We start from the raw sequence: 13,471 nt of genomic DNA, 5'->3' as shown, positions 1-13,471 counted from the left end.
TTTTCGTATATAAATGAAGGTCGATCGTTCGTTGGGGGATGGACGTGAAATAACTTTCAGCTAAGGGGTATTGTCTGATATATAGTATTACGGTAAAAAATAAGCACAGAGCATACGGCGCTCTGTGCTTATTTTTTAATGAAATCTATTTTTCTTTTTTAAATCTTACTGTTTTATCCCAACCAATTACTTGTTTCTTGCTCTTTGCACGTAAGTAAAGAATGAGACTGCGAATAAACAAATACGTAAAGAGCTGTGCGTACGTAAAGTACATAATGACGCTTATGAAAATATTGGTCGGTGTAAAGGTTCGTTCGACGCTCTGAGCACTAAATAATTGAGAAACATATGTAATATATGCGACATACCACATAAATAGTAATGGAATGCTATATTGAATTTGGAATATGCCGAGCAGTCCAATTATAAACCAAACGTTTGAAATGATTAGGAATAGCCAAAATACGACATACACTAAAACTTGTTGTAAGGAATGGACGAGAAGTTTCCCTTTAAAAAAGCTTAATGAAGAAAACATTTTTTCTAAAATGTATAAGTTTCCTTGAAGCCAACGTGTCCGCTGTTTTATAAGAATTTTTAAATGTTCAGGTTCTTGTTCCCATGTAATCGATTCCGGGACGATTGGTAAGAGATAGCCCTTTTGGGTAATTCTTAATGTTAATTCAGCATCCTCTGCAATTGCATAAGGATCATAGCCGCCAAGTTCTTCTAATGCGGAACGACGAAGAAGCATGTTTGTTCCGGTTAGTGAACCTGTTTGGAATAATAGCCAGCGTCCAGATTGCATAAGGAGCTGGAAAATCTGAAATTCTAATGAAATCATTCGTGTAAGCCAGTTTCTTTTCTCATTTACTGTACGAACGTGTCCAACTGCTCCAACGGCATCCTTTGTTGTTTCAGCATGTTCTACGAGCATTCGCAGTGCATGTGGTTCAGGTTGATTATCTGCATCGTAAACACAGAAATATTCACCATCCGAAATGCTAAGGCCGTAGTTTAATACACGCGATTTTCCTTTCGGTTCGCCAGGTGGTACACGAATGTGATGAATATGAGCATAAGCTTTGTCGAAATCATCGCCAATTTCAGGTGTTTCATCTTGAGAGTTATCGTTTAATAAATAAACGTTTAGTTTGCCTGGGTATTCAATCTTTGCCATTGCTTCTAATGTATCTTTAATAACAACCCCTTCATTATGGGCAGGTATTAAAATATCTACACTTGGATAATGTTCTAGCGTACGATCTTTTCGCTTACTATTTCGATGAATTAAGCCTGCGAGTGTTAAGAGAGAGTAGTAAACGAGTAGGCCTGAGAATAGAAAGGCAGTAAAAATAAGTACATATTTGATTGAAAATGTGATGCTAATCCAAAATACGAGTACGCAGAACAGAAGGAATAAAAGGAGTATAACGAGTGTCATCATAATAATGTCTGTCCTTTTGTCGTGATTTGTTCTCGTTTTATTTTAATATCTTGAATTGCTTCAGCAGCAAGCCATTGTGCCATTTTTGGATGTAGACGGTTCATTACAATGTCAGCACCGGCTTCATTTGTATTTTGTAATAAAATGACTAATGTGTTGCTGTCATATTCAGCAGCAAGGTCAAAGTCAGCTCTGACTGTATCAACTAACAATGAAGCTACACGATCCATGACACTTTCCTTCGTATATTTACTAAAGGAAGTGAAATCAAAGAAAATGATAATGCCTGTTTCATTACGACGATTCATCGCAGTTGTTAATAAAGCTTGTCGTCTTTCGAATTCTTGTCTTGTTAATAATTTTGATTCTCCAATGTATTGCTCAAGCACTCTTACCCGTTCAGTTAACTCTTTATTTTTAAGGATAACCTTTTTTAATAGATGGGTTGAAATATAAACAATGAAGAAGTTAGCTGCCATCAGGAAGTGGGTAATAATATATTCCCATTGATCTGATGTACTCCATAAGTGAAGCCACGCTTGATAAAATAAATAGAATACTGAAATGATTGTTCCCAGTATGAAGAAAATAAATGCTGTTTTATCAGGTAAAAATAGGAATAGTACATTTATGATGACATATATAATTGTAAAAATGAGCGCGTGCTCATATTTCGTCACATGTACAGTAATAAAATAAAATAAAATTTGTAAAATCCACATAGAGAGGACTTTATAGGACTTATCTTTCACGAAACTTTCCTCCTTAAAAATAATTCGTGCTGGATATTTGTAGTATGCACAATTATTAAGAAATGACCATGTAGCTGGAAGTTTTTTGGGGCGAGATACATCAAGTAGTATCCCTCTTTTATAAGAAAAAATAAACAGACATACTAATTATTGTAACATATCATCTATACATCTAGACATGAAGGATTTAATATATATGAAAATTATATTTAAAGTATATAAAAAAACCTCCTCTTTAAAAAGAGGAGGTTTTATATAAAATTATAGGAACATCATACCTGCGACTGCTGCGTTTAAGAAGTTCGCTAGTGTACCAGCGATAACTGCTTTAATCCCTAATTGTGCAATTTGTTTACGGCGAGTAGGAGCTAACGTTCCTGTTACACCTAATTGAATTGCGATAGAAGAGAAGTTTGCAAAACCACAGATTGCAAATGTTAAAATCATATTTGTTTTTGCAGAGAACTCTGCCATGTGTGGTCCTAAGTTTGCGTATGCAACGAATTCGTTGATTGCAAGTTTTTGACCGATAAAGCTTGCTGCTTGGATAGCTTCACCTGGAGAAACCCCGATTAAGATTGCAAATGGTGATAATAAGTAACCGAAGATTAAATCAAGGCTAAGTTTAATATCGAACCAAGAACCAACCCATCCTAATAAGCCATTTAATAAAGCGATTAATGCAATGAAGGCCATTAGCATTGCAGCTACGTTAATAACAAGTTGTATACCTTCAGATGCACCGCGTGCAGCTGCATCGATAACGTTTGCGTCTTCACGCTCTGTTGAAAGTTGAACGTTATTATCTACTTTTTCTGTTTCTGGCATAATTAGTTTTGCGATTAATAAACTTGATGGAGCTGCCATAATTGCTGCTGCTAATAAATGTTCTAATGGAATTCCCATTGCTGCATATCCGACAAGAACCGATCCGGCAACAGCTGTCATACCACTTACCATAATAGTGAAGAATTCACTGTTAGTTAAACGTGCTAAGTATGGTTTAATTAAAATTGGTGCTTCTGTTTGTCCTAAAAATACAGTTGTTACTGCATTTAAGCTTTCTGCCTTAGAAGTTCCAAGAAGTTTACTTAATGCACCACCAACGATACTAACAAATTTCTGCATAATACCTAAGTAATATAAGATTGCAACTAATGAACTAATAAATACAATTGGAAGTAGTGCTTGAATAACGAAAACAAATCCCCAAGGGCCTTTTGCGTTGACTAAATCCCCAGCAACGAACCTAATTCCCTCGTAAGAAAAATTAATTAATCCTTGAACGCCGTCAGCAGCAACTTTTAAGCCTGCTTTTCCAGCATCCCATCGCAATACGATAAATGAAAATGTCATTTGTAATGCTAGCGCGATTAAAATTGTGCGCCAATTAATAGCTTTGCGGTTAGAAGATAGTAAGAAAGCAATTGCTAATACTCCAATCACGCCGCCAATTCCCCATAAAACATTCATGCAGTGTATGCTCCTTCCTCATAGTAAAAAAGTGTATAAACCAGTTGTCTATACTTTTGCGAATATAACATCTTAAGTAACTTATCATAATGGACATCGGAGGTCAAACGTCTAACGAAAAGTTTAAATAAAAAGAAAATTCTTTGAAAAAACACATATAAAATGAATAGACATGAAATAGGTTATGTTTTTTGTTGAAATATATTCATTATGATAACGTTTTGGGCAATTTCAATAGAATATAGTGTATGAAATAGGAGAATGAACGCATAATTTTTTCGTAGAGAGAATGAAAGGGGATTACTATGTTGAGTCTTTTAAAAAGAGCCTTCTAGTAAACTAGAAGGCTCTGAAACTATAACTTAAGGTGCTTTCGTATACCCTAAGAAATGGCTTTTCCAATAAGAGTTGTTTAATGAAGCGATTGCTACACCTTTATCTCCGGATTGGATGAATGATCCCCCGCCAAGGTAGATACCCATGTGAGAAGGACCTGCTTTATAAGTATCTTTGAAATAAATTAAGTCTCCAGGTTGTGGACTTGAAGTTTGTGGTAAGCTGCTCCAATATCCAGCAACACTTTGGCGGCTAATGTTATGACCAAATTTCTTAAATACGTGGTAGATGTAACCACTGCAGTCAACACCATTAGCAGAAGTACCGCCCCAAACGTATGGTACGCCTTGCATAGATTTCGCGTATGCAAGTAGAGAAGAACTGTCACCGCTATTATTAGTATTATTATTGTTGTTATTATTTTGATTGTTATTTTGGTTGTCGTTAGGCTTATTATCTACTGCGCCACCAACTGGTGTTTTAGATAGGAAACGTGTTCCGATGTAACCAGTTTGACCGTTGTAGTTAATTTTGCTCCATCCAGAGTTTTCAGAGATTACTTGAACCTTCTGTCCTTGTGGGAGTGCGCCTATGATTCTATAATTTGTACCTTCGCCGCTACGTACATTTAGTGCAGAAGCATTAATGTAGTAGTCGCCAATTGCACCTTGATCAGGTTGTTTTGGCTGTTCAGGAGTAGCTGTGCCACCTTTAACGAATTTTACAAATTCGCTACTAACATAGCCTGTTTTTCCTTGGTAGTTTACTTTAAACCAGCCGTTTTCAGATCCAACTACGTTTAATGTTGTACCATTTAACACGCCGCCAATTACACTATGGTAAGCTGCAGGGCCTGTACGAACACGTAGAGATGTTGCGTTAACAACGTAAGTACCACCAGTTTGAACAGTTCCATTATTATTTTGCTCTTGGTTGTTACCTTGAGTGACGTTTTCGTTAGAACCGCCTTTTGTTACGTAGTCCTTGCTTAAGTAAGCAGTTTGTCCCGCGTAATTGATTTTGAACCAATCTTGAACTTCGCCTACAACTTGTACTACTTGTCCTTGTTTAACAGAACCTACAGTTGGATGAGAAGTGCTAGGACCTGTACGAACGCGAAGGGAAGATACATTTACTGTATAGTTTCCACTTGCTGGTTGAACAGTTGCTTCATTGTTACTATTGTTGTTATTGCTTGTAGAGCCAGTATTTGAAGAAGCGCCTGATACAAATTGGCTACTAACATAACCAGTTTGTCCGTTATGGTTGATTTTCACCCAACCATTTTCTTCTCCAATTACGTTTAAAGTTTGTCCTTCATATACACGTCCTGAAACAGAACTAGAAGTGTTAGGAGCTGTACGTACACGTAATACATCAGCAGTAACTTTATTGTTTCCACCTGTGCTTACATTGTTATTCGTTGCTCCGTTTTTTGATACAAACTCGCCACTAACAAAACCAGTTTGTCCATTAACGTTAATTTTGAACCAACCATTTTCTTCTCCAATTACGTTTAATGATTGACCATTATAAACGCGAGAGATGACGTCGTGAGAAGTACTTGATCCTGCACGAACGTGTAGTACGCTAGCATTCACCGTATATGATGAATTGTTTGATGCGGAAGCTTGGACAGTTTGTGTAGCAGCTTTTTGTGTATTTTGTTCAGGGGCAGCTTGAACGCTATCAAGTGTAGGGGCTGCTCCTCCTGCTACAGACACTGCCGCAAGACCGGCAAGGTATTTTTTCATAATTTGTCGATTCCTTTCTGTCTGTAATGTAGTGAAGAAATATTTACCAACTGTTAAAAATTCTAAAGAGCATGTCGATTACTGTCAAGACTTATGTGGTAATCTGAATATGACAAAAAGGTTACAAAAAAAAAATCAAGGTATAAATCTGCACCTTGATTTCCATTTAAATACATATATTTGATGTGGAAAATGAGAAGATTATTCGTATTTAGGAAGATGTGCTGTTGGATTTTAAAAGGCTTTGAGAAAATGACCTTTGTAGTAATTTGGTGATAGGGCCAACTTGACCATCTTGAATCGCAGTTCCATCGAGATGGGTCATCGGTAAAATTTCAATAGTCGTTCCCGTAAAGAAGCATTCATCTGCTTGATAAACATCGCGAACGCTGAAAAGCTCTTCCTTTACAGGAAGTTGAAGAGTGTTAGCTAAAGAAAGGACGTACTGACGAATAATGCCGTTTAAAATAAGGTGATTGGCTGGATGCGTATACAGTGTTCCGTTTTTTATAAGAAAGAAGTTAGAGTGGCTACCTTCAGTTACAATACCATTTCGTACGAGAAGTGCTTCTTTACAACCTTTGCGTTCAGCTTTCGTATAAGCTAATACATTTGGTAATAAATTTAACGATTTAATATCACAGCGGAGCCAGCGTGTATCAGGTTCTGATATAGCACGTACACCGTATTCAATCCATAAAGATGGTCTTTCTTTTTTTGAAATATAAGCATAGATTGTCGGAGATATGTCATATGAAAATGCATGTGCTCGAGCTTGTACACCACGAGATACTTGTAAGTAAATTGTTCCGTCTTCGTGGAAATTATTGTTTTCAATTAATTTGTAGAGTAAGATGATGAGTTCGGCTTTTGAGAAAGGAAGTGATAATTCTATTTCTTCAAGGGATCGATATAATCTTGTTAAATGTGGGTCTAATAAGTGAAAGTTTCCGTTATAAAGGCGAATAACTTCATAGACGCCATCACCAAATTGTAAACCTCTTTCTTCAAGTTCTATGTACGCGCGATGTTTTGTTGTATCAATAACTGCATCATTCCATAGTACAAATCTTTCGTATGCCAATTTTCGTCCCATCCTTTCGTTAGTACATGAATAAAAATCACTATAGTAATTTTTATGTAAGCAATTCTATACATATGACGTATATGTATTTTGTAAATCACAGAGAAGTAGTGGTGATTTATCCTGCATTAACTGCCCGTAAACGCCCGATTGGTGAGGGCTAATAATCAGTGGGGGATGAACAAAACACCCACTGATTAAAGTTTCACTTTATAGCATTTTGTATATACAAATTCGGAAATGAGAAATAAGAATCCTGCTTTTTGAAAAAAAAAAGCAACATTCGTATGGAATGCTGCACAAGGAGGGTAGCTATCGTTCATAGGGACATCGTCTTTAAAGGTTTCATTTATGCAAACAAAACACTTGGAAAGACAATTATAAGAAAGTTGAAAACAAATGATGCACACATTTCTCTAAGGGATCTTATTGAAGATGAGAGATAAGAAATATGTGGAACCTTGTTTACATATTTTATTATAAAGATGTTTCGTTAATGTGGTGTAAATATTAGGTGAAGGTTATGTAATTTTAAAGTTAATGAATAGGAGAGGAAGGATAGCAGAAAATAAAAAAAGAGGCTGAGATTACTCAGCGCTCTTCTTTTCTTCTTTAATAGCTGTCTTTACTTCACCAGTTTTGATCTTGTTACTTTCAGAGAAGCGAAGTAAGTCACCTTCAATGATTTTGTCAGACATGTTTAGCTCGTTTTGTGCACGATCAATAAGTGGTTGAGCTTCTTCTTTCGGTAACTGCAGAACTTCACCAGTGTGGCGATCGTAGAATGTACTGTTCGTGTACATGTACTTATCTGTAACGAAGCTACCGTCACGAAGAACAACGAATCCTTTATTTTCTGGTGAGAATACATCATGACCGAATTGAATTTGATTCGTAGAATCTACACCAAGTAAGTTTAGAATTGTTGGCTTAATGTCAATTTCACCAGTTGGTTTTGAAATTGTTTTACCTTCTTTTTGACCTGGAACGTGAATAAACATCGGTGTTTTTTGTAAGTTCATATGGTCAAATGTAGTGATTTCTTCTTTTCCTAAGAACTGTGCCATTGCACGGTTATGGTTTTCAGAAATACCATAGTGATCACCGTAGAATACGATAACTGAGTTGTCGTAAATACCCTCTGCTTTTAGACGCTCAATAAAGTGTTTCATTGCTTCGTCTAAATAGCGAGCAGTTACCATGTAACGGTCAAATACGCCATCACCAGAATTGTATTCATCGATTAATTTCGTACTGTCATCATAAGTGAATGGGTAATGGTTTGTTAAAGTAAGGAAGCGAGTATAGAACGGTTGCTTCACTTGTTTTAACATATCGATAGATTGATCGAAGTATTCGATATCTTTTAATCCCCAATTTAATTTTGTTTCTGGCGTAATTTTGTAGTCAAGCTCGTTGTAGTAACGATCATAACCAAGTGCCGGATACATAATGTTACGGTTCCAGAACGTTGCGTTATTCGCGTGGAATACTGATGTGTGATATCCTTGCTGACGCAAAATTTCTGGAGTTGCTGTATATTCGTTATTACCGTGTGTGAAGAATACAGCACCACGGTCTAGTGGATACATTGAAGTATCTACTAAGAATTCAGCATCAGACGTTTTACCTTGCCCAGTTTGATGGAAGAAGTTATCGAAGTAATAACTTTCTTTCGCAAATTGGTTTAGGAATGGTGTAACTTCTTGTCCGTTAACTTGCGCACCAATTAAGAATGTTTGTAATGATTCAAGAGAGACAACAATTACGTTTTTCCCTTTTGCAGTACCAAACATATTCGGATCTGGTTTACTTTGTGTTGTTTTCACGTAGTTTTCTGTTTCTTGTAATTTACTACCATCAGCAAACGCTTTTTGTGAACTTGATTTTGCTTGTAAGCCAAGATCGTATGCTTGGTGTACATATAATCCTAAGTTTTTAACAAGCATAACGCGGTCGAATGAACGTGTTAATAGTTCTGGACGCTCAGCTTCTGCAAATCCTAGGTTTACGCAGAAAATAGCAACCGTTGACACGAAGTATAGAGAACGCATCGGACGCGCTACACGTTCTGTCGGTGCAAAATCTTTCTTTTTCTTCAATAGAACGAAGAATACGATGATATCCGCAAATGCAAGGATGATTTTGTAGTTAAATAATTCTTTCACACTAGAACCTAAACTTCCGAAATTAGACGTTTGTCCTAGTACTGGTAAAGTAACGAAGTCATTGTAGAATCCGTAGAACATTACGTTACCAACAAGAATGAACGTTAAGATAAAGTTAATTCCTAGTGCTATATAGTTACGTTTTTTCCCTTTTGCAAATAATGCAAGACCCACAAACAGTAATGATGCTGCTAATGGACTAATGAATAAAATGAATTCTTGCATGAAAGATTCAAGTTTTAAATCGAAGCTAGTGCGTGTAATGATGTAGGATTTTAGCCATACGGCCAAAGCTACGAATAAAGTAAAACGCACATTTTGAAATTGTGATTTCATGGTTTCTTTCATTCATTTCCACCCTTTCTCTATCAGGCTTGGTCGATTTTGGAGCGAAAAATGTTAAAATAAAAAATACATAGTTTTATTGGCCATAATTAGAGTTTCTATATTCACCCATATACGACTTTAACTATGCATACCCTTTTTGGTTTCTTGTGCTGCTCATAAGCATAACGTCATTTCTGTATTATACAACAAAATTCATTTCTGAGAAACACTATAACGTTTTACATTTTTTGTATGTGATTTGTCACTACCAGAGAAAACTTTAACATTCGTTTATATGCCCGTCAACTAGAAAATATAACAAAAATAGAAAAGAATGTTAAGCGGAATTGAAAGTTTTTTGGTTGAGAAATATGGAATAGAAATCTTTAAGTGGTTGTCTAGAAAACTATTATATGAAGGAAAATATGAAAAAATTAACGAACACTTGTTCTTTTTGGTTTTGTTTGTTACAATGAAATTTCATTGATAGATTATGTGTAATTTTGATGAACTTTTACTGATAACATAACATATTGTAGCTTATTTCTTTTGAAAATAGGGAGGCTTTTGAATGAAACAAAAATTTTCAGTTGAAGCGTTTTGGAAGAAAATAAAACATGTTGCGAAGCAGGCAGGGCAGTCGGTAATCTATGCGAGTTTATTGTTGTTTTACGTGTTGCAAAGACCGGATGTTCCAAAACGAGTGAAAATTATTGTAATCGGAGCACTTGCTTATTTCATTGCACCGATTGATGCCATTCCAGATTTCATTGCTGGAGTCGGTTATACGGATGATTTAGGTGCGTTAATGGCCGCACTATTACAAGCATCGATATACGTAAATGAAGATGTGAAAGATAAGGCACGAGTGAAGTTGGCAGAATGGTTTGGTTCGGATATAGACACATCATTTATCGATCAAAAATTAGATCAATAGGTGAGAACTGTCATAGGATGACAGGGCGAACGTAAGCGAGGAAGTGCATTATGCCATCAGGAAGAACGCATACGAAAATAAACTTAATATCCCTTCCGGTTGTTTTGTTTATGCTCTTTTCGTATGGATTAACAAGTTTTGATTTTTTATTAACTTTTGCAATTGGCTTTTTAGTAGGTACTTCATTTCTAACACCGGATTTAGATACGTATAGTAATGCGTATAATAAATGGGGATTCCTCCGCATTTTTTGGTATCCATATAGGAGCGTAATGCCCCATCGTTCCTTCTTCACACATACGATTATAATTGGTGATATTATTCGTATTGCATACATGTTAATCGTGTTTTCTCCGTTTTTATTCCTATTAAATATAATCGCATTCGGTGGAAATTTAATAGAAATTGCGAAGGAACACGAGGTTGAAATTGTAACGTTTGTAATGGGGATTGTTGTGGCGAGTACGCTCCACATTATAGCGGATAAAGCGAATACGCGCCGAAAGAAAATGATGAGAAAAAAGAAGAAACGCAGAAGATAAAAAAACCGTCCCAAAAGGTATTTTGGGACGGTTTTTTTGTTATTAATAGGTAGGTTATTCTTGTCGTATTTTGTAGTTAAGTCGATATTCCTTGTCGAATCGCCGATAAAATTTCATTTGCGATCATGCGACATCAATTTTTGGACAGTTCCTTTTTAATCAAACGTTTGTTTAAAACTAAGCTTTCAGTATCTTAATACCTTTCACGATATTCCAAATGAAGTAGTATAAGCTAATGATCCCGCAAATACATAAGACGATGATTGCTCCAATTCCAAGTGTTACGTCTGGTTGATCAGATCCGATGCCCATAATTCCTAAAATAACTAATCCAATAAATGTTGCGATACTTGGAATAATGTGTGTCCATAGAGCACGTTTTGCATGTGGTTTCGTTTCAGAATCGCCCACAATCCACACGATAATAGGGAATAAGATAGGCGCAAATAATACACTAAAGTATGATAAAGCTGCTAATATTTTGTTTCCGTTCATATATATCACCTCATAAGTAATGTTCGTTGTTATACCTTTAGTATGCAGTAGATTTGGCGAGCTTCCTATCGATTAACATTACAAGAACGTGACGTTTTTGTAAGATTTTCTGTTTTAAATGATGAAATTTTCAAAAAAATCTTTTTAAATGAAAATTGTTGTGATAAAATTATTGAAAACGTTTTCTTAAACGTTTTATATTTTTTAGACTTAAAGGTATGATGACCCGATAGTCTATTGATAAGGTTATTTTTATTTAAAAGGGGATTCTTTAGGGGGAGAGAACAATGAACACATGGACACAAGTTTACGATCCGTTCGGTAACATTTGGATTTCGGCAGCAGTTGCACTTATTCCAATCATCTTTTTTTTCTTAGCATTAGCAGTTTTCCGCATGAAGGGGTATGTGGCAGGATTTATTACAGTTGTATTAACGATTTTGGTGGCGCTATTTGCGTATAAAATGCCATTCACAATGGCAATGGCAGCGACCGGATACGGTTTCTTATACGGGTTATGGCCGATTGCGTGGATTATCATTATGTCAGTATTTTTATATAAAATTTCTGTGAAAACAGGTCAATTTGATGTCATTCGTGCATCTGTATTATCCATTACGAATGACCATCGTTTACTCGTTATTTTAATCGGATTTTCATTTGGAGCATTTTTGGAAGGGGCAGCAGGATTTGGTGCACCAGTAGCGATTACGGCAGCGCTTCTGGCAGGCCTTGGGCTAAATCCTTTATATGCAGCAGGTCTTTGTTTAATCGCAAATACTGCACCAGTAGCGTTCGGAGCGATGGGGATTCCGATTACAGTTGCTGGACAAGTGACAGGCATTGATCCGCATAAAATTGGACAAATGGCTGGGCATCAATTACCGTTCTTATCTTTATTTGTTCCGTTCTTTATCGTATTTTTAATGGATGGCTTTAAAGGAGTAAAACAAACGTGGCCTGCTTTATTTGTAGCGGGTAGTTCATTTGCAATTACACAGTTTATTACAGCGACGTTTTTAGGACCAGAACTTCCGGATATTACGTCAGCGCTTGTAAGTTTAGTAAGTTTATCGCTATTCTTAAAAGTTTGGCAGCCGAAAGAAATTTATCAAACTAAGCAAGCGAATAGTGAAGTAGCAGCAACGACGACGGCGACATCTATGCCGAAACTAACGGTAGGAAAAGTAGTAAAAGCGTGGTCTCCGTTCATTATTTTGACTGTGATGGTAGTCATCTGGAGTCAAAGTTTCTTTAAAGTGTTATTCGCTCCGGGCGGCGCTTTAGAAAGTCTCGTATTTAAATTTGAAGTTCCAAGCTTGCACAATTTAGTAATGAAAGCAGAGCCAATTGTAAATAAACCAACACCTTATGAAGCAATCTTGAAATTAGATATTTTATCAGCGACTGGAACAGCAATTTTAATTGCTTGTATCATTTCTATCTTTATTTTGAAAATGAGTGCAAAAGATGCAGTAGCAACATTTAAAGAAACGTTAGATGAACTAAAAATGCCAATTCTATCTATTGGATTCGTATTAGGATTCGCATTTATCGCAAACTATTCTGGTCTATCTTCTACATTAGCGTTAGCACTTGCAGGAACTGGCGGATTATTCCCGTTCTTCTCACCATTCTTAGGATGGATTGGCGTATTCTTAACAGGATCAGATACGTCAGCGAACGCACTGTTCTCGAATTTACAAGCAATTACAGCGCAGCAAGTCGGTGTATCTGAAGTGCTTCTTGTTGCAGCAAATACAACGGGCGGTGTAACAGGTAAAATGATTTCTCCGCAATCAATTGCGATTGCTTGTGCGGCAGTTGGACTTGCTGGTAAAGAGTCAGATTTGTTCCGCTTTACATTGAAGCATAGTTTATTCTTCGTTACTATTGTTGGGATTATGACATATGTGCAGGCTTATTATTTAACTTGGATGATTCCGTAAGCAACAAAAGAAATAAACTTTTCATTTTTCAGATTATAGTGTATGATGGGAAAGTATTGAAAATTAAATCAGTGATAAACTAGGGGTGCCTAACGTATGCGTAGGCTGAGAGAGAAGCGTGTGAACTTCTTAACCCTTTGGACCTGATCTGGCTCGTACCAGCGTAGGGAAGTTAACGGCTTTACATAATTATGTCTTTATGAGCCA

Annotated in this window: 10 protein-coding genes and 1 riboswitch; of the genes, 3 read left to right on the top strand and 7 right to left on the bottom strand. The window is 36.3% G+C overall.

The features are described 5' to 3' along the window. Nucleotides 1-145: 145 nt before the first annotated feature. The 6 genes from NSQ69_RS25870 to NSQ69_RS25845 form a co-directional block, all read right to left on the bottom strand. On the bottom strand, nucleotides 146-1,447 hold the full coding sequence (locus tag NSQ69_RS25870) for a glycosyltransferase family 2 protein (RefSeq protein WP_002129979.1): 1,302 nt from the start codon (nucleotides 1,445-1,447) through the stop codon (nucleotides 146-148). Then, complete coding sequence (locus NSQ69_RS25865; protein ID WP_078177881.1) at nucleotides 1,444-2,199, bottom strand: diguanylate cyclase domain-containing protein; 756 nt, start codon at nucleotides 2,197-2,199, stop codon at nucleotides 1,444-1,446. The genes NSQ69_RS25870 and NSQ69_RS25865 overlap by 4 nt, the downstream gene beginning before the upstream one ends. Nucleotides 2,200-2,460: 261 nt before the next feature. Then, a complete protein-coding gene (locus NSQ69_RS25860; RefSeq protein ID WP_002016182.1) occupies nucleotides 2,461-3,672 on the bottom strand; it encodes a NupC/NupG family nucleoside CNT transporter in 1,212 nt (403 codons plus the stop codon). 362 nt (nucleotides 3,673-4,034) lie between these two features. After that, a complete protein-coding gene (locus NSQ69_RS25855) occupies nucleotides 4,035-5,762 on the bottom strand; it encodes a C40 family peptidase (RefSeq protein WP_002129976.1) in 1,728 nt (575 codons plus the stop codon). 211 nt (nucleotides 5,763-5,973) lie between these two features. Then, complete coding sequence (locus NSQ69_RS25850; protein WP_002016184.1) at nucleotides 5,974-6,858, bottom strand: D-amino-acid transaminase; 885 nt, start codon at nucleotides 6,856-6,858, stop codon at nucleotides 5,974-5,976. Nucleotides 6,859-7,433: 575 nt separating this feature from the next. Further along, nucleotides 7,434-9,362, bottom strand: coding sequence for an LTA synthase family protein (locus NSQ69_RS25845; protein WP_002129972.1), 1,929 nt, complete (start codon nucleotides 9,360-9,362; stop codon nucleotides 7,434-7,436). Between the two features lie 550 nt (nucleotides 9,363-9,912). Here NSQ69_RS25845 and NSQ69_RS25840 point away from each other — a divergent pair. Further along, a complete protein-coding gene (locus NSQ69_RS25840; RefSeq protein WP_002016186.1) occupies nucleotides 9,913-10,278 on the top strand; it encodes a YkvA family protein in 366 nt (121 codons plus the stop codon). A 50-nt stretch (nucleotides 10,279-10,328) separates the two neighbouring features. Further along, entirely contained in the window at nucleotides 10,329-10,820 is a 492-nt protein-coding gene (locus NSQ69_RS25835) for a metal-binding protein (RefSeq protein ID WP_002089644.1), read from the top strand. Between the two features lie 177 nt (nucleotides 10,821-10,997). On the opposite strand, the gene NSQ69_RS25830 is transcribed toward NSQ69_RS25835, so the two are convergent. Further along, nucleotides 10,998-11,315: a DUF4870 domain-containing protein gene (locus NSQ69_RS25830; protein WP_002089643.1), complete on the bottom strand. Its 318-nt coding sequence runs from the start codon at nucleotides 11,313-11,315 to the stop codon at nucleotides 10,998-11,000. Between the two features lie 287 nt (nucleotides 11,316-11,602). Between NSQ69_RS25830 and lldP the strand changes: the two genes are divergently transcribed. Beyond that, nucleotides 11,603-13,264, top strand: coding sequence for an L-lactate permease (gene lldP, locus NSQ69_RS25825; RefSeq protein ID WP_341099808.1), 1,662 nt, complete (start codon nucleotides 11,603-11,605; stop codon nucleotides 13,262-13,264). Between the two features lie 71 nt (nucleotides 13,265-13,335). Continuing rightward, nucleotides 13,336-13,451: riboswitch (TPP riboswitch) on the top strand. Nucleotides 13,452-13,471: the final 20 nt, after the last annotated feature.

Source organism: Bacillus sp. FSL R10-2201 (genome assembly GCF_038008665.1).
GTDB classification, from domain to species: Bacteria; Bacillota; Bacilli; order Bacillales; family Bacillaceae_G; genus Bacillus_A; species Bacillus_A mycoides.
This window is presented reverse-complemented; position numbering and strand designations above follow the sequence as displayed.